Genomic DNA, 15,463 nt, shown 5'->3' with positions numbered 1-15,463 from the left:
GGTGATACGCGACTGGACCTCACCGGTCCGCGTACGCGTGAAGAAGGCCATCGACTGCCGCTGCAGGTGGCTGAACACCTCGGTGCGGAGCCGGTGCATGATCCGCTGGCCGACGGCGGTCGAGATCCAGGTCTGGACCACGCCGAGGACGGAGGTGACGGCGGCCACGGCCACCATGCCAAGCACGAGCCACACCAGCAACGTCAAGTCGGCGTGCGGAAGCGCGACGTCGATGACTTCGCGTAGCAGGAACGGAGAGGCCATCGCGATCACCGAGCTGACCACGATGATCGCGACCACGATCGCGAGTTTGCCGCGATCGCCGGTGAACAGGGCGCCGACGCGACGCAGGGACACGGACTGAGCCTGGGCCTTTTCAGCTGGGCCGATCCGCCCGGGCTTCGCTTGCTTGCCGCCATTCTCCCGGGCGGCTCGGCGGCCGGTGTCTAGGGGGAAATCCAAGGGGTTACCTCTCTTCTCAAATCTCTAGTACTGAGGTTACCTCATCATGAGGTAAGGGCGCAACCGGCTGGTACGCTGACCAGGTGGAGCCCGAGAGCCTTACTGACCTGTTCTGGGCGGTTGCGCGCCGAATGCGCCATCGGTCCAAGACGGTGCTCGAGCCCTGGAACATCTCCCCGTCGCAATGGCGCGCGTTGGCCAGCCTCCACCGGCACGGTGAGCTGCGTCTGAGCGCGCTGGCCGAGCACCTGCGGATCGCACCCCGGTCAGCCACCGAGGTCGTCGACGATCTGGAGGCTCGTGAACTCGTGACCCGGCTGCCCGATCCCACCGATCGGCGGGCGATCCTGGTCACGCTGACCGAGGCGGGCACGGCGCTCGCGTCTGCAGTGCAGAAGGCTCAGCAGGCCGAGGGCGAGCGCCAGTTCAGCGAGCTGAGTCCGACAGACCGCGCCGACCTGGCACGCGTACTGCGGAAGTTGCAGGACTAACTCGTCAGGCGGGCCACCACGTCGGCCGACCGCCGCCACCAGTAGTCGTAACGCCCGGGGAACCGATCCGTCAACTCCGAGAACCGCTGGTACGCCTCTTGCGCGTACGCGAGATCGTCCTCGGCGTCACCGATGAGCAGGCAGACGTTGGCGAGCGAACCGGCCACCAGGTCCGGCAGCTCTTCGGCGTACTCGCGCATGATGGGTTCGGCCAGCCGAGCGGACCGGGCGGCGTCTTCGCGGCGACCCAGCGCCAGTAGGATCTCCGCCTCTGTCGACAGTGGAATTCCCCAGCGGCGGCGCTGGAAGGCGGTCGTGGGTTCGCCGTCGACCTCTCGCAGGACGCCCATCGCCTCCCCCACCGACGCGAGCGCCTCGTCCAGGCGACGCATCCGGGTCAGCGTGGTGGCGTAGTTGTTGAGCGCGGCCGCCAGCAGATGACGGGCCGCCCGGGTCGGCTGCGCCCGCGTCAGCGTGATCGCCTCGGTCTCGTCCTGTTCGGCCTCGGTGAACCGGCCGAGCAGCGTGTTCGAGGTCCCGCGCAGGACGAGCAGCTCGGCCTCCAGTTCGCGGTGCACTGTGCCGCTCGACCGCAACAGGTCCAGCCCTAGCGTGAGCGGCAGGACCGAGTCCGGCGTACGCCCGAGGTCGGCCAGCGCCGCACCCCGGTTGAGCAGGATCGGCACCCGGCCAACGGCGGCCAGCGCCTCGGGGGCGGTCGCCTCCAGATCGGCGAAGAACAACAGCGCCTGATCGGCGGCGGCGAGGGCGTCGGCGGCCCGGCCGACCTGCCGCAGGACGAAGCTGCGCAACGACATCAGTTCAGCGCCGAGGAGGTGGACCATCTCGGAGCGCTGCACGATCGGCTCCCGCCAGGTCTGCTCGGCCGCGTCGAGCACGGTCAGCGCGTCCCACCGGTCGGGCTGGCGTTGCACGGCGAGCCAGCGGGCCAGGTTCAGGCGGACCCAGAGGAGGTTCGTCGCGGCTTCGAGATCGCTTGCCGCGGCGGGCGCGTACGCGTTCTCGGCCTCGCGGGCGAGCCGGATGGCGGCGGCATGATCGCCGCTGGACGCGTACTCCTGAGCCCGCGCTAGTGGGTCCGGCTGCACAAGGTCATCGTCCCACACCGGGCTGGTCGCCACGCCACGGGAGCAGCACAGACGACGCGATCAGGAGCACCGCGCACACGATGATCGCCGTACGCGCGCTGGTGACCGCGGCGAGCGTGCCGGCGGCGGCGATGAACACCGGTTGGGCGATCTTGGTGCTGATCGACCAGGCGACGGAGACCCGAGCCATGTGCTGGTCGTCGGTGGCGTTCATCCGGTAGGTGGCGAAGGTCGGGTTGAACACGCCGACGAACAACAACAGCAGGAACTCCGACAGCGTGATGAGGACGAACCCGGTGGTCCCCGCGACGGCGAACGGGATCAGGCCGAGCCACAGATTGCGCCCGACCCCCACGACCAGCAGCACGCGATGCTGAGGGAACCGGCTGAGGATCGGCTTGACGAGCAGCGAACCGGCGATCCCCGCGATTGCGGACAGCCCGAAGGACACGCCGTACTGCCAGGGTTCGAAGCCGAGGTCGCGCAGCATGAACACGGTGATCAGCGGCGACGATCCCATGATGCAGCCGCCGAAGACGAGGGAGTTCCAGAACAGCGCGGACAGTCCCCGGTGCCGCAGGATGTATCGCCATCCGGCGACGAGGTCTCGCGACCAGTGCTGATCCTTCGACCGCTGGGGTGGCGGCGGCTCGGGTGTGCGTACGCGGCTGATGCCGAACGCGGAGGCGAGGAAGCTGACGGCGTCGACGGCCATCGAGGCGGCCGCGCCCACCGCCGAGATCAGCGCACCGCCCACGGGCGGGCCGAGGGTGTACGCCGTCCACAGTGTCGTCTCGAACCGGCTGTTCGCCTCGGCCCGATGCGCGACCGGGACCAGCGTACGCAGATCGGCCGTGCTGGCGGCGTTGAAGGCGAGCAGCGCCGCCATCTGGGCGATGGCCACCGCACAGAGCTGCCCATACGTCAGCCACCCGAAGTACGCCGAGACCGGGATCGAGCCGACCGCCACGAATCGGAAGACGTCGGCCCCGATCATGATCGGCCGTTTGCGGTGGTACTCGATCCACGGCCCCAGCGGAAGCGCGAGCACGGCGCTCACCACGGACGACAGCACCGACAGCAGGGAGACCTGGAAGTCGGTGGCGTTCACCACCAGGACGGCGACGATGGGCAGCGCCGAATAGCCGACCGCGCTGCCCGTCTCGCTCGCCGCCTGGGCGGCCCACCGCCAGCGGAAATCCCGCCGCCACCGCCCGCTCGCCTCGGCTTCGACCGCTTCCGGGGAGACGAGCGAGCCGGTGATCATTGGGCGTACGTTACACGCGGGCTTCCTCCCGGACGGGCTGCTCCGAGCCCCCGGCGATCGACGTCTCGGCCATATGCCGGCGGCGAATCAGCAGGCCGGCCGCGACGACGGTCAGCGCGATCGCGAGCCAGGCGGCCCAGTTCCCGATCTTGGTGTACGGCGTGTCGCCCGAACCCGGCCGGACCGCCGCGACGACGACGGTGATGTCGTCGGAGGTGCCGACGTGGCGTTCGGCCAGCACCCTGCCGCGCCCGTCGGCGATCATCGCCGTTCCGAAGCGGCCGGCCCAGACCACGGACAGCCCGTTCTCGGCGCCACGCAGCACGGCGGTGTGGGCGTGCTGCCAGCCGTCCTCGTCGTTGTCGGCCGCCGGGATCAGTAGCATCGTCGCCCCGGCGGCGGCGTAATCGCGTGCGGGGTCGGGGAAATTCACGTCCATGCAGATCGCGAGGGCGGTGTGCGTACCGGGGACGAAGACGAGGTCCGAGCCGAGGACGCTCTCGAGATCGTGGTGCTTGAGATAGCTGACCGGCGGCTGGCCGTCACCCGGTACGGCGAGCAACTCGTTGTACTTGTGACCGCCGGAGCGGCGCAGGTAACCGACGACGACCGTCCGCTTCTGCGCGGCCGCCAGCGTGATCACCTTGTCCCGCAAGGTAGGCAGCGAATTGTCGTCCACGCCGAAGGCGGCTTCCGGGAGCACGACCGTGGTCACGTCGGCCGGCAGCGCCCCGATCGCTCCGGCATACGCCTCCAGCAGACGAGCACCTTCCGGGGAGGTGATGTCGACGCCCCACGGCGCGGTGTCGTGCACCATCGCGGCGACCCGTGGAGCCGGTGCCGACGAACTGGCCGACAGCCGCAGCAGACCGAATCCACCGACCAGCACCGTGAGGGCCACCGTGACGGCGGTGACGCGTACGGGAGCAAAGCGCAGCGCGGCGAGCAAGGCCGGAGCCAGCATGACGAGGAACTCGACGCCCCAGGCCCCGGCGACCGAAGCCGTCTGCAGCACGACCGGTACGCCGACCTGCGACCCGGCGAGCGTGCCGCTGATGCCGGTGGGGTTCACCGACGCGGAGAGGTAGAGCAGCGCGACCCAGACCGCGGGCACCGACACGGCGGCCAGCAACGGCCGCCCTCGGAGCACCCAGGTCCGGAACAGCCACACCCCGGCGGCGAAGGCGATCGAGTAACCGAGGCTGATGCCGATCCCGGCCGGCAGCGGCACGTCGTGCGAATGCGCGTAGTAGGCCCAGCTGTTCGAGGTGCTCGCCAGGTAGGAGCCGAACGCGACCAGCAGCGCCGTCCGCAGCGAGACCTTCGGCGCGAGCAACAGCACCGGCAGCGGTGCAAACCAGGTAAGCCACGCAAGCGGCGTCAGCCCGGTGCCGAAGTACAGCATGACCGCGGTGGCCGCGAACGCGGCGGCGGTCCACATGCGACGATTAGCCACGGATTCCACTGAGGATTCTCCCCACCGAGCGGGCGCACAGCGCCCGGAAGTCGGACTCGGCCAGACCGATGCGGCCGCCGAGGTATTGCTGCACCATCCCTTGCACGCTCGAGGTCACGGTCAGCGCCACCTCGAGCGGATCGTCTTTGCGCAGGTATCCCTCGGCCATCCAGTGCCGGATCGCCCGGACGAGCGGATCGAACGTCGGCGAGCTGCCGTCGGCGAAATCCTCGGGGAAGCGTCGTGCCCCCTCCCTGACGTCGGTGAGCAGGAAGCCGTAGAGGTTCGGCTGGCCGAGCGCGAAATCGAGGAAATCGTCGAGCATGCCGGCCAGCTGACTGTCGAAATCCGCCCCGCCGCGCCGCCCCCAGGTCGCGGCGACGTCACGCTGCGCCGCCACGGCGACCGTCCGCAACAGCGCCTCGCGGTTCGGGAAATGCCGGTAAGTGGCCATTGTGGTCACTCCCGCGTCGGCCGCGACGCGGCGCATGGTGACGGCCGGCGCCCCCTCGGCGATCAAGATCGCGAGGGCGGCGTCGGCCAGTCGTTGTGCAGTTCCCGGAGCCATGTGTACAACGTACACATCGAGACGGGCCTTAGGAAGCCCCAACTTCCGCCCGGACCGCCACTCGCTCCACGCCGGACACCGGCTTCGAGCTTCGGAGCAGCGTGTACGCCAAAAGCAGCGCCACGATCAGCAAGCCCGTGCCGATGGCGTACGCGAGGCGGTAGCCCCCCGTGAGCGCCTCCGGCTCGCCGAGCCCGGCGCTCAGCAGATCCCCCGTACGCGCGGCGGCCCGAGTGGACAGAACGGCCACTCCGATCGCCATTCCGATCTGCTGAGTCGTGTTGAAGACGCCGGAGGCCAGCCCGGCGTCGTCGGCCTTCGCACCGGACATGCCCAGCGTCGTCAGGGCGGGCAGGACGAGCCCGAATCCACCCGCGAGCAGCATGATCAGCAGCAGGTGGGTGACGTAGTCGGCATGCACGGGCACCCGCGAGAGCAGGCCCAGCATGACGATCAGCATCACCAGTCCGGTCAGCAGCACCTTGCGCTCGCCGAACCGGGCGTTCAACCGGGCGGCCAGCCCGAGCGACACCGCCCCGATCACCACGGCGGCAGGCAAGATGGCGAGTCCCGTCTGCGTCGCGTCGTAGCCCGCGACTCGCTGGAGGTAGATCGCGGTCAGCACCTGGAAGGCGAAGCAAGCGGCGACGGTCAGCGCCTGCACCACATTGGCGACGGATACCTCGCGGGACCGGAAGATGCGCAACGGCATCAACGGATTCCGGGCGGTCTTTTGGCGTACCACAAAGGACAGAAGCAGCACCGCAGCGAGCGAACCGGCCCACGACCAGTGCCCCGTGACCACCGCGTAGATGCCCAGTACCAGGCCGCCGGTGACCAGCAGCGCCCCGAGGACGTCCGCGCCGGCGGCGAGCCCGAGCCCCCGATCGGCCGGGAGTGTGCGAGCCGCGAGCAGCGCGGCGACCCCGATGGGCAGGTTGATGAGGAAGATCCAGTGCCAGCCGAGGGCGTCGGTGAGCAGACCACCCGCGACCTGGCCGATCGCCGCCCCGGCCGCGCCTGTGAAGCTGTAGACCGCGATCGCCCGGGACCGTTCGCGGGCGTCGGTGAACAGCGTGACCAGGATGCCGAGGCTGACCGCGGTGGCGGTGGCGCTGCCGACGCCTTGCAGGAAGCGGGCGGCGATCAGGACAGCCGGCGTGGTCGCCGCCCCCGCGAGCAGCGAGGCCGCGGTGAACAGCGCCGTCCCCGCGAAGAAGAGCCGGCGGCGGCCCAGCAGATCGCCCAGTCGCCCGGCGAGCAGCAACAGGCTGCCGAAGGCAATGAGGTATGCGTTGACGATCCAGCTAAGCCCGGCCGGAGTGAAGCCGAGATCCTCCGCGATGGCCGGCATCGCGACCGTGACGATGCTGCCGTCAAGGATCGTCATGAGCATGGTGGTGGCGAGTACGCCGAGAGCGATCCAACGTCGAGACATAAGATGGACTGTAGCGGATAGTTCCGTTACAGACAATCTTCTTGCGGATGTTTACTGGCGAGCGCGACGCGCCGTGTTCTCCACCGGCTCTGCCAGATGCCCCTCGACCAGGCGTTCCATCGCCCGCAGGAAGACCTCGCGCTCCTTGGCCGGCAGCGAGCCGAGCGCCTCCTCGTGCACCCGGTCGACGATCGCCTGACTGCGGTGGGCCAGCTTCGCCCCGGCCGGAGTCACCGCGATGATCCGGGCCCGGCGATCGGTCGACGACGGGCGGCGTTCGGCCAGCCCGGCTTTCTCCAGCGCGTCGACCGTGACGACCATGGTGGTCTTGTCCATATCTCCCAGCTCGGCCAGCTGGATCTGCGTACGCTCCTCCTCCAGGGCATGCACGAGAACGCAGTGCATCCGCGCGGTGAGCCCGATCTCGGCCAGCTCGGCCGCCATCCGCGTACGCAGGACGTGGCTGGTGTGATCCAGGAAGAACGACAGATCCGGGGCGGTGCGGTTCGGGGCCATGGCGGTCATGCCTCAATCGTACCGTTGCAGATTATCTTCCGGCCTTCTTTGTGCGCTGGATCAGGGTTCCGGGTCGAATCTTGACCCATGATTCGACCGTGAACCCTGATCCAGCGCTTAGCTGGCGGGGAGGGTGACCGTGACGGTGAGGCCGCCGCGCGTACGGGGTTCGGCGGTCACCTCGCCGCCGTGGGCTCGGGCGACCGCCCGCACGATCGACAGGCCGAGGCCGAACCCTCGTTCGGCGGTACGCTCGTGCCGCATCCGGCGGAACGGCTGGAACAGCGTCTCGATCTCGTACTTGGGCACGACGGGACCGGAGTTCTCCACCACGAGCTGCGCCTGGCCGTCGATCGTGGCCGTATGCACCGACAGCCAACCGTCCTCGGGCAAGTTGTGCCGGATCGCGTTCTCCACGAGGTTCTGGGCGAGTCGTTCCAGCAGTACGGGATCGCCGGTCGTCGGCGCCGTACGCAGCTGGGCCGAGACCTTCCGGTCGGCCACCAACGCCTGGTCCAGCACGTGCTGGGCTACTTCGGCCAGGTCCACCGGGACGGTCTCGACGACCGCCGTCTCGCTCTCGGCCAGCGTGAGCAGCCCGTCGATGAGCCGTTCGTGCCGCTCGTTCACCGACAGCAGGGACTCGCCGAGCTGACGGGTCTGGGGTACGGCGTCGGGACGGCTGACGGCGAGCTCCACCAGGGCCCGGTTGAGGGCGAGCGGCGTACGCAGCTCGTGGGAGGCGTTGGCGACGAACCGCCGCTGCCCGTCGAAGGACCGGTCGAGTCGTTCCATCATCGTGTCGAAGGTGTCCGCCAGCTCTTTGACCTCGTCCTTCGGCCCGGCCAAGGCGATTCGCTCGTGCAGCCCGCGATCCGGCGCACCGGCGATCCGCCGGGCGGTCTCGGTGATCCGGCTGAGCGGCTGCAAGGCCCGGCCCGCGACGAGCCAGCCGAACGCGCCCGCCACGACGCCGACCCCGGCGAGCGCGATCGCTCCCCCGGTCACGAGGGAATCGAGGGTGTCGCGGCGGAATTGCTCCTGCTGCGCCCGGTAATCGATGATCGCCTGCGGGATGTTGATCTTCTGGCCGTTGACCTCGATCGTCCCGAGGCTGTCCAGGGTCTTCGGGCGGAAGTCGAGGTTGCCCGCGCTGGCTCCCATCCGGGCGTCGAGACTGCGCTCGACCAGGAAGTAGGTGACGCCCAGCAGCAGTGCGCCGGCGAGCACGAACAGGCCGCCGTAGAGGACGGTCAGGCGTACGCGAAGACTCCAGCGGCTCATCACAGCACCCGGTATCCCGCGCCGGCCACCGTCTCGACGACGGGTGGATCACCGAGTTTGCGGCGCAGCTTCATCATCGTGACTCGCAGGACGTTCGTGAACGGGTCGATGTTCTCGTCCCAGACCTTCTCCAGGAGGTATTCCGCGCTGACGACCGTGCCGTCGGCGCGCAGCAACTCGGCGAGCAAGGCGAACTCCTTGTTGGCCAACGCGATCGGCTGACCGTCACGGGAAACCTCCCGTCGCGCCGGATCGAGCGTGACGCCGGATCGGGACAATACGGGCGGCGCGGCCGGCCGGGCCCGCCGGGCCAGCGCATGGACCCGAGCCGACAACTCGGCGAAGGCGAACGGCTTGGCCAGATAGTCGTCTGCGCCGAGGGACAGTCCGGCGACTCGATCGCGTACGGCGGCCGCCGCGGTGAGCATGAGGATGCGCGTGGTGGCGTCGGACTCCACGACGGCTCGGCAGACGTCGTCGCCGTGCACCATCGGGAGATCACGATCGAGGACGAGGACGTCGTAGTCGTTGACCCCTAGGCGTTCCAGCGCGGCGTCCCCGTCGTACGCGACGTCGACCGCCAACGCCTCGCGGCGCAGCCACTCGGCTATGCCGTCGGCAAGGATGGTTTCGTCCTCTACCACCAGTATGCGCATTACGTCCCCTTTGCCGGGCGGGTCGGGCCGTTCCATGGTGCCCGGTCTCGGATAACGCCGCCGTAACTCGGCCGCCCCGCCCGCTAGCGCCGCCCGTTGGCGCTGCGAGTTACGCGGGGGTTATCGAGCGCTCGGTCTACTGGGCCGCATGAGAAGGATGATCCTTATCGGCGCGGTCGCATTCGCGCTGGCGCTGACCGGGTGCGGCAAGAGCGACGGGAGCGCGACTCCGACCGTGAGCGCCTCCCCGTCGGCCGCCGACATGATGAAGTTCACCCAGTGCATGCGGGACAACGGCGTACCGGTCGGCGATCCCGATCCCAGCACGGGGCGGCCCGATCTCGATCCGGCGCTCGCGGGCACGCCGCAGTTCCAGGCCGCCGTGAAGAAATGCCAGAACCTGCTGCCCGCCGGGTTGCTGGGTTCGCTCGATGCGAACCAGATGGAGCAGTTGCGGGTGTTCGCCCAGTGCATGCGAGACCACGGCGTGGACATGCCCGACCCGGATCCCAACGGCGGCGGCTTCGGCGGCGCGCTCGGCAAGCTCGACCGGACCAGCCCGGCGTTCCAGCAGGCGATGGAGGCCTGCCAGGACAAGCTGACCGCCGTCTTCCCCAGTCTCGGAGCGCGTTCGTGAGCGCCCGGCGGCGACGCCGCGTACGCACAGCGGCCGGAGCGGGCGGCGCGGTGCTGGTCGCCGGGGTGGCGGCCGCGGCAGCCTTCGGATTCGGCGGCGGTACGCAGACTCCCTCCGCTGGGGCGCATCAGCCACCCGCGACCGCCCCGGTCACCCGTGAGACGTTGACGGAGACCAAAACCGTCAGCGGTACGCTCGGCTACGGCGACTCGACGACGGTCAGCGCCAAGGGCCCGGCCGGTACGCTCACCTGGCTGGCACCCGAGGGTTCCACGGTCGGCCGGGGCAAACCAGTGTATAAAGTGGACGCTCAGCCGGTGGTACTCCTCTACGGCAGTACGCCGTTCTACCGGGCGCTGACGACCGGGCTCGACGGCGACGACGTCAAGACGCTGGAGAGCAACCTCAAGGCGTTGGGCTACAGCGGTTTCACGGTGGACGACGAGTTCACCTCGTCCACTGCGGACGCGGTACGGCGATGGCAGGAGGACTTGGGGCTGCCGGAGACCGGCCGGGTCGAGGTGTCCCGAGTCGTCGTCGCGCCGGGCCAGATCCGGATCGCCGAGCACAAGACCGAGCCGGGTTCGGCCGCCACCGGGCCGCTTCTGGCGTACACGGGGATGACGAGAGTGGTGACGGTGGCGCTGGACGTGGCCGACCAGCAGCTGGTCCACAAAGGTGTGTCCGCCCAGATCACCTTGCCGGGCGGGACGGCCGTGGCCGGCACGGTGGCGAGCGTCGGCACGGTCGCGACCAAGGCGACCAGCGGAAACGGCGCGAACCAGACCTCCACCACCACGATCGACGTGGTGGTCAGCGTCGCCGACCAGCAGAAGCTGGGCACCCTGGACGAAGCCCCGGTCGACGTCGTGCTCGTCGCCGACCAGCACAAGAACGTGCTGACCGTGCCGGTCGGCGCACTGGTCGCCCTGCAGCAAGGCGGTTACGGCGTGCTCGTCGTGGACGCTTCCGGCACGCGGTACGCAGCGGTCAAGACGGGACTGTTCGCGGCTGGAAAAGTCGAGTTGACCGGCGGCGATGTGACCGAGGGCATGACCGTGGGAGTCCCGAAGTGAGCGCGGTGGTGGAACTCGACGACGTCTCGAAGACCTATCCCGGCGGTGTCGTCGCGGTCGACGAGGTGAACCTGCGCGTCGACCGCGGCGAGTTCGTGGCGATCGTCGGGCCGTCCGGCTCGGGCAAATCGACGATGCTGCACCTCATCGGAGCGCTCGACCGCCCGACGACCGGCACGGTCACCATCGACGGCCATCGGCTCGACCGGCTCACCGATCGGCAGCTGTCCGCCTTGCGAGCGCGTACGCTCGGCTTCGTCTTCCAGCAGTTCCATCTCGCGCCGGGAGTGTCCGCTATGGACAACGTCGCCGATGGACTGCTCTACACCGGCGTGCCGCTCGCCCGCCGTCGCGAACTGGCCGATCGGGCGCTTCAGCGAGTGGGACTGGGTCATCGGCTGGACCATGAGCCGCACGAACTCTCCGGCGGTGAACGACAGCGGGTGGCGATCGCCCGCGCGGTGGTCGGTGAACCGCCGTTGCTCCTGGCGGACGAACCGACCGGGAACCTCGACTCAGCTGCCGGAGCAGGCGTGATGGCGCTGCTCGGCGAGTTGCACGACGCGGGCACCACGATCGTGGTGATCACGCACGACCGGGAGATCGCCGCGTCGCTGCCGCGTCAGGTGCAGATGAAGGACGGGCGGGTGGTCGTATGGTGACGCTCGCTCCCGCCCGGCTGCGGCCCCGGGATGTTCTTCGGGTCGGCGGGGCCGGGCTGCGTACGCGGCCGTTGCGGGTGTTCCTGTCCGCCCTCGGGATCGCCATCGGCATCGCGGCGATGATCGCGGTCGTCGGGATCTCGGCGTCCAGCCGCGAGGACCTGAACCGGCAGCTCGCCGCGCTCGGGACCAACCTGCTCACGGTCGGCCCCGGGCAGAGCCTGTTCGGCGACGACTCCCACCTCCCGGCCGAGGCCGAGGACATGATCGGCCAGATCGCAGCCGTCACCGACGTCTCCGCCACCGGCAAGGTGCCGAACACGCACGTCTACCGCAACGACAAGATCCCGTCCGGGCAGTCCGGGGGCATCGCTGTGCTCGCCGGGCGTACGGATCTGCCAACGGCGGTCGGCGCGACGATCTCCGCCGGCGTCTTCCTCAACGACGCCACCGCGACCTACCCGGCCGTCGTGCTCGGCGCGAAGTCCGCCGAACGGCTCGGCGTCACCGCCCCCGGCGAACAGGTCTGGCTGGGCGGTCAATGGTTCACGGTGGTCGGGCTGCTCACCCCGGTCGCGCTCGCCCCCGAGCTCGACACGGCCGCCGTCGTCGGGTGGCCGGTCGCGACGACCAGACTGCATTTCGACGGGTACGCGACCACGGTGTACACGAGATCGGACGAGCGCGCCGTCAACGACGTGCAGGCGGTGCTGGCCGCGACGGCAAACCCCGCCGCGCCCAACGAGGTCAAGGTGTCCCGGCCGTCCGACGCGCTGGCCGCCAAGCAGGCGACCGATGCGACGCTCAACGGCCTGCTGCTGGGCTTGGGTGCGGTCGCGCTCCTGGTCGGCGGGGTCGGCGTGGCCAACACGATGGTCATCTCCGTCCTCGAACGGCGGGCCGAGATCGGGTTACGCCGTTCGCTCGGGGCCACCCGGGGACAGATCCGACTGCAGTTCCTTGCCGAATCCTTGCTGCTCTCGCTGCTCGGCGGGGCCGGTGGCGTCGCCCTCGGCATCCTGGTGACCGGGGCGTACGCCGCATATCAGGGGTGGCCGACGGTGGTGCCCGCCTGGGTCTCGCTCGGCGGGGCCGGGGCGACGCTGGTCATCGGCGGGTTGGCCGGGCTCTACCCCGCTGTCCGCGCCGCCCGGCTTTCGCCTACTGCGGCGCTCGCCTCCCCCTGAGGCTTCCGGCTGCCGGGGTCAGCCGTCGGACGACTCGGGCTGTAGCGCCTTGGTGATCGCGGCGGCCATCCGGCGCTCGGCGTCGGCGAGCTCACGGCGTACGTCGGCGGCGGTCAGCAACACGTGCCCGGCGGTCGTCGCGGTGACGACCAGGAGAGCGGCCGCGACCACGATTCCGCGGACCATCCCGTCGTGCGTGGTGGCGACGATCCAGGCTCCACAGGTCAGCAACGCCGCGACGACTGCGTACGCGATGCGCAAGGCGATCGTGCGCGCCACCGAGAACTCCCATGTCCACTCTAGACAGTCGTGAGGTCGCCGTCATTGTGCCAGGCTCGACGTCACCTCAATAGGGACTTAAGTCCCGGCTCTACCACTCGTCGCGCCCGGCACGATGACGACCGGGCAGGACGAGTGGTAGAGCGCCGCCTGGCTGACCGAGCCGAGCAGCATCCCCTTGAAGCCGCCGAAGCCCCGGCTGCCCAGCACGGCCAACTGCGCCTGTTCGGTCGCCTCGACGATCGTCCGGCGTACGCGGCCGTGCACGATCTGCGTACGCACGTCGACGCCGGGGAACTTCGGGCGCCATCCGGCCAGCGCGTTGGCGATGATCCGCTCCTCGTTCTCCCGCGCGACCGACTCGTCGAAGATCAGCGGCTGCATCTCCGTGGACGCTTCCGCCGTCGGGTTCCACCACGCGTGCAGCACCCACAGGGGAACCTTGCGCAACTCGGCCGCCTCGAACGCGAAGCCGACGGCGGCGTCTCCGGCCGGCGACCCGTCGGCGGCGAGCAGAACCGGCGCGACCGGGTCGGTCTGGCCGCGTACCACCAGGACTGGACACGCGGAGTGAGCCGCGACGTGGATGGAGACCGAGCCGGCGAGCAGCCCGGCGAACGCACCGAGCCCGCGGTCGCCCACGACCAGGAGCGACGCGCCCCCCGAGGCGCGAATGAGCGCCTGGGCCGCGGACCCGGTGATGACCTCGCCCGTGACGTCGGTGTCCGGCGCGGCGGCACGCGCGGCCGCGACACCGTCCGCGACGATCTGGCGTGCCTGGTTCTCGAGCCCGCCCTCCTGCGGACCGAGCGCGGACGGACCCAGCGGGACGTTGCGCATCTGGGGCCAGATGAACCCGTGCACGATCCGCAGCGGTACGCCGCGCAGCGCGGCCTCCCGGGCGGCCACCTCGACGGCGGTGAGACTCTCCGGCGATCCGTCCACCCCGGCGACGACGGGCAGCGTGGTCATGATTTCCCCCTTTACCGTCCCCAACGGTTGCGGGGCGGTCCGGCTACGCGTTCCCGCGCGACCCGTACGCCGGGCCGAACACCACGAGCAGCGTGAGGTCCTCGGTGACGTCGGTGAACCGGTGCTCCTCACCGGCCGGGACGAAGATCACCGCGCCCGGCCCGACCTCGGCGTCGCCGCCGGGCGTGACGATGCGCGCCCGCCCGCTCGTAACCACGTAGATCTCGTCCTCGGTGTGCGGGCTCTGGTCGTCCACCCCGCCGGCCGGGATGCAGTAGGTCCCGACGGACAAGTCGGGCACCCGGAGGTTCTCGACCCAGTCGTTCGCCGTGCCCGGGGCCGGCGCGACCCACCGTCCCGCTCCCTCGATGATCCGCATCGTCGAAGCGTACGCCGGTGATGATCAACATCGGGGATAGTGTGGGCCTCACACCTGGCGGGCCTGTCTCGTCGAACGGGGGAAGGGGGTAACAGCGTGGAGTTGAGCCTGGTCATGAACGAGCGCCGGCAGCTGATCAATCTCGCGTACCGGATGCTCGGTTCGCTCGCCGACGCCGAGGACATCGTGCAGGAGACCTACGCCCGGTGGTACGCGTTGCCGGCCGGGCAGCGGGACGAGATCGAGAACCCGGCCGCCTGGCTGACCCGGGTGGCCAGCCGGATCTGCCTCGACGTGCTCGGCTCCGCCCGCGTACGCCGGGAGCGCTATGTCGGCGAATGGCTGCCCGAGCCGCTGCCGGAGCAGGCCGAGTCGGCCACGCCGACCGACCCCGCCGATCGGATCACCCTCGACGAGTCGGTCAACCTCGCCTTCCTGGTCGTCTTGGAGTCGATGACTCCGGCCGAGCGGGTGGCCTTCATCCTCCACGACGTGTTCCGCTATCCCTTCCCTGAAGTGGCCGACATCGTCGGGCGTACGCCGGCGGCCTGTCGTCAGCTGGCCTCCTCGGCTCGGCGGCGCATCCGCAACTCGCGTACGCCGAACGCCGCGCCCTCCGTCGCCGAGCGGGCCGACCTCGTCCGGGATTTCCAAGCCGCCTGGGAGGCCAAGGACATCGGCGCGCTCATCGGGTTGCTCGACCCGGACGCGGTCGCCATCGCCGACGGCGGCGGCATCGTCACCGCAAAGCTGGAGCCGATCGAGGGCGCCGAGGAGATCGCCCGTGGCCTCCTGTCGATCACCACCCAGCTGCCCGACTTGACTCTTGTTGCGCGTACGGTCAACGGGCAGCCCGGCCTGGTGGTGCTGGAGGGCGGCGTGACGACGACGGTCATGGCGTTCGAGTTCGCCGGCGACCGGATCAGCCGCCTGTACGCCGTCCGCAACCCGGAGAAGCTGAAGCCATGGGCCTAGGGTCTGTAGCCGAGCTGTAGGAAACGTGTAACGGACGATCATACATTCC

The 15,463-nt window shown here is 69.8% G+C and carries 18 protein-coding genes; 6 read left to right on the top strand and 12 right to left on the bottom strand.

Annotated elements, in window-relative coordinates:
* The coding region (locus HOV77_RS15490; protein WP_290862797.1) for an ABC transporter transmembrane domain-containing protein at positions 1 to 357 on the bottom strand (357 nt) is incomplete at its 3' end.
* Positions 358 to 545: 188 nt separating this feature from the next.
* Here HOV77_RS15490 and HOV77_RS15485 point away from each other — a divergent pair.
* Positions 546 to 953 (top strand): MarR family transcriptional regulator, encoded by a 408-nt coding sequence (locus HOV77_RS15485; RefSeq protein ID WP_290862795.1) that lies wholly within the window; start codon positions 546 to 548, stop codon positions 951 to 953.
* Here the strand turns inward: HOV77_RS15485 and HOV77_RS15480 are convergent.
* The 8 genes from HOV77_RS15480 to HOV77_RS15445 form a co-directional block, all read right to left on the bottom strand.
* Complete coding sequence (locus HOV77_RS15480; protein ID WP_290862793.1) at positions 950 to 2,062, bottom strand: hypothetical protein; 1,113 nt, start codon at positions 2,060 to 2,062, stop codon at positions 950 to 952. The two genes, HOV77_RS15485 and HOV77_RS15480, sit on opposite strands and share 4 nt — an antisense overlap.
* Before the next feature lie 4 nt (positions 2,063 to 2,066).
* Positions 2,067 to 3,329 (bottom strand): MFS transporter, encoded by a 1,263-nt coding sequence (locus tag HOV77_RS15475; protein WP_290862791.1) that lies wholly within the window; start codon positions 3,327 to 3,329, stop codon positions 2,067 to 2,069.
* Between the two features lie 10 nt (positions 3,330 to 3,339).
* Positions 3,340 to 4,785, bottom strand: a complete 1,446-nt coding sequence (locus tag HOV77_RS15470) for a nitrilase-related carbon-nitrogen hydrolase (protein ID WP_290862789.1) — start codon at positions 4,783 to 4,785, stop codon at positions 3,340 to 3,342.
* Positions 4,778 to 5,353, bottom strand: coding sequence for a TetR/AcrR family transcriptional regulator (locus HOV77_RS15465; protein WP_290862787.1), 576 nt, complete (start codon positions 5,351 to 5,353; stop codon positions 4,778 to 4,780). The genes HOV77_RS15470 and HOV77_RS15465 overlap by 8 nt, the downstream gene beginning before the upstream one ends.
* Before the next feature lie 28 nt (positions 5,354 to 5,381).
* Positions 5,382 to 6,791, bottom strand: coding sequence for an MFS transporter (locus HOV77_RS15460; protein ID WP_290862785.1), 1,410 nt, complete (start codon positions 6,789 to 6,791; stop codon positions 5,382 to 5,384).
* Positions 6,792 to 6,842: 51 nt separating this feature from the next.
* Complete coding sequence (locus tag HOV77_RS15455) at positions 6,843 to 7,316, bottom strand: MarR family winged helix-turn-helix transcriptional regulator (protein ID WP_290862783.1); 474 nt, start codon at positions 7,314 to 7,316, stop codon at positions 6,843 to 6,845.
* A gap of 108 nt (positions 7,317 to 7,424) precedes the next feature.
* Positions 7,425 to 8,591, bottom strand: a complete 1,167-nt coding sequence (locus HOV77_RS15450) for a HAMP domain-containing sensor histidine kinase (RefSeq protein ID WP_290862781.1) — start codon at positions 8,589 to 8,591, stop codon at positions 7,425 to 7,427.
* Positions 8,591 to 9,247, bottom strand: a complete 657-nt coding sequence (locus HOV77_RS15445) for a response regulator transcription factor (RefSeq protein WP_290862779.1) — start codon at positions 9,245 to 9,247, stop codon at positions 8,591 to 8,593. The genes HOV77_RS15450 and HOV77_RS15445 overlap by 1 nt, the downstream gene beginning before the upstream one ends.
* Positions 9,248 to 9,395: 148 nt before the next feature.
* Here HOV77_RS15445 and HOV77_RS15440 point away from each other — a divergent pair, with 148 nt between their 5' ends.
* The 4 genes from HOV77_RS15440 to HOV77_RS15425 are packed head-to-tail and all read left to right on the top strand — an operon-like array spanning position 9,396 to position 12,809.
* Positions 9,396 to 9,884: a hypothetical protein gene (locus HOV77_RS15440; protein WP_290862778.1), complete on the top strand. Its 489-nt coding sequence runs from the start codon at positions 9,396 to 9,398 to the stop codon at positions 9,882 to 9,884.
* On the top strand, positions 9,881 to 10,960 hold the full coding sequence (locus tag HOV77_RS15435; RefSeq protein WP_290862776.1) for a peptidoglycan-binding protein: 1,080 nt from the start codon (positions 9,881 to 9,883) through the stop codon (positions 10,958 to 10,960). Before HOV77_RS15440 ends, HOV77_RS15435 begins: the two co-directional genes overlap by 4 nt.
* Positions 10,961 to 10,965: 5 nt before the next feature.
* A complete protein-coding gene (locus HOV77_RS15430; RefSeq protein WP_290862801.1) occupies positions 10,966 to 11,622 on the top strand; it encodes an ABC transporter ATP-binding protein in 657 nt (218 codons plus the stop codon).
* Positions 11,616 to 12,809, top strand: a complete 1,194-nt coding sequence (locus HOV77_RS15425; RefSeq protein WP_290862774.1) for an ABC transporter permease — start codon at positions 11,616 to 11,618, stop codon at positions 12,807 to 12,809. The genes HOV77_RS15430 and HOV77_RS15425 overlap by 7 nt, the downstream gene beginning before the upstream one ends.
* An 18-nt stretch (positions 12,810 to 12,827) precedes the next feature.
* Here the strand turns inward: HOV77_RS15425 and HOV77_RS15420 are convergent, their stop codons facing one another.
* The 3 genes from HOV77_RS15420 to HOV77_RS15410 form a co-directional block, all read right to left on the bottom strand.
* Positions 12,828 to 13,088, bottom strand: a complete 261-nt coding sequence (locus HOV77_RS15420; RefSeq protein WP_290862772.1) for a hypothetical protein — start codon at positions 13,086 to 13,088, stop codon at positions 12,828 to 12,830.
* 78 nt (positions 13,089 to 13,166) lie between these two features.
* On the bottom strand, positions 13,167 to 14,060 hold the full coding sequence (locus HOV77_RS15415) for a universal stress protein (RefSeq protein WP_290862771.1): 894 nt from the start codon (positions 14,058 to 14,060) through the stop codon (positions 13,167 to 13,169).
* A 43-nt stretch (positions 14,061 to 14,103) separates the two neighbouring features.
* Positions 14,104 to 14,439 (bottom strand): cupin domain-containing protein, encoded by a 336-nt coding sequence (locus HOV77_RS15410; RefSeq protein ID WP_290862768.1) that lies wholly within the window; start codon positions 14,437 to 14,439, stop codon positions 14,104 to 14,106.
* 96 nt (positions 14,440 to 14,535) lie between these two features.
* Here HOV77_RS15410 and sigJ point away from each other — a divergent pair, with 96 nt between their 5' ends.
* Positions 14,536 to 15,414 (top strand): RNA polymerase sigma factor SigJ, encoded by an 879-nt coding sequence (gene sigJ / locus HOV77_RS15405; RefSeq protein WP_290862766.1) that lies wholly within the window; start codon positions 14,536 to 14,538, stop codon positions 15,412 to 15,414.
* The last annotated feature ends 49 nt before the right edge of the window (positions 15,415 to 15,463 follow it).

This window comes from Hamadaea sp., assembly GCF_013362815.1.
Lineage (GTDB): Bacteria > Actinomycetota > Actinomycetes > Mycobacteriales > Micromonosporaceae > Hamadaea.
Note: the sequence above shows the minus strand (reverse complement) of the source record. Positions and strands in the feature narration are given on the sequence as shown.

Coding starts and splice junctions, on each gene's coding strand:
- HOV77_RS15475 (WP_290862791.1), bottom strand. CDS start 3,329: ATGATCACCGGCTCGCTCGTCTCCCCGGAAGCGGTCGAAGCCGAGGCG.
- HOV77_RS15465 (WP_290862787.1), bottom strand. CDS start 5,353: ATGGCTCCGGGAACTGCACAACGACTGGCCGACGCCGCCCTCGCGATC.
- HOV77_RS15460 (WP_290862785.1), bottom strand. CDS start 6,791: ATGTCTCGACGTTGGATCGCTCTCGGCGTACTCGCCACCACCATGCTC.
- HOV77_RS15455 (WP_290862783.1), bottom strand. CDS start 7,316: ATGACCGCCATGGCCCCGAACCGCACCGCCCCGGATCTGTCGTTCTTC.
- HOV77_RS15450 (WP_290862781.1), bottom strand. CDS start 8,591: ATGAGCCGCTGGAGTCTTCGCGTACGCCTGACCGTCCTCTACGGCGGC.
- HOV77_RS15445 (WP_290862779.1), bottom strand. CDS start 9,247: ATGCGCATACTGGTGGTAGAGGACGAAACCATCCTTGCCGACGGCATA.
- HOV77_RS15440 (WP_290862778.1), top strand. CDS start 9,396: ATGAGAAGGATGATCCTTATCGGCGCGGTCGCATTCGCGCTGGCGCTG.
- HOV77_RS15425 (WP_290862774.1), top strand. CDS start 11,616: ATGGTGACGCTCGCTCCCGCCCGGCTGCGGCCCCGGGATGTTCTTCGG.
- HOV77_RS15415 (WP_290862771.1), bottom strand. CDS start 14,060: ATGACCACGCTGCCCGTCGTCGCCGGGGTGGACGGATCGCCGGAGAGT.
- HOV77_RS15410 (WP_290862768.1), bottom strand. CDS start 14,439: ATGCGGATCATCGAGGGAGCGGGACGGTGGGTCGCGCCGGCCCCGGGC.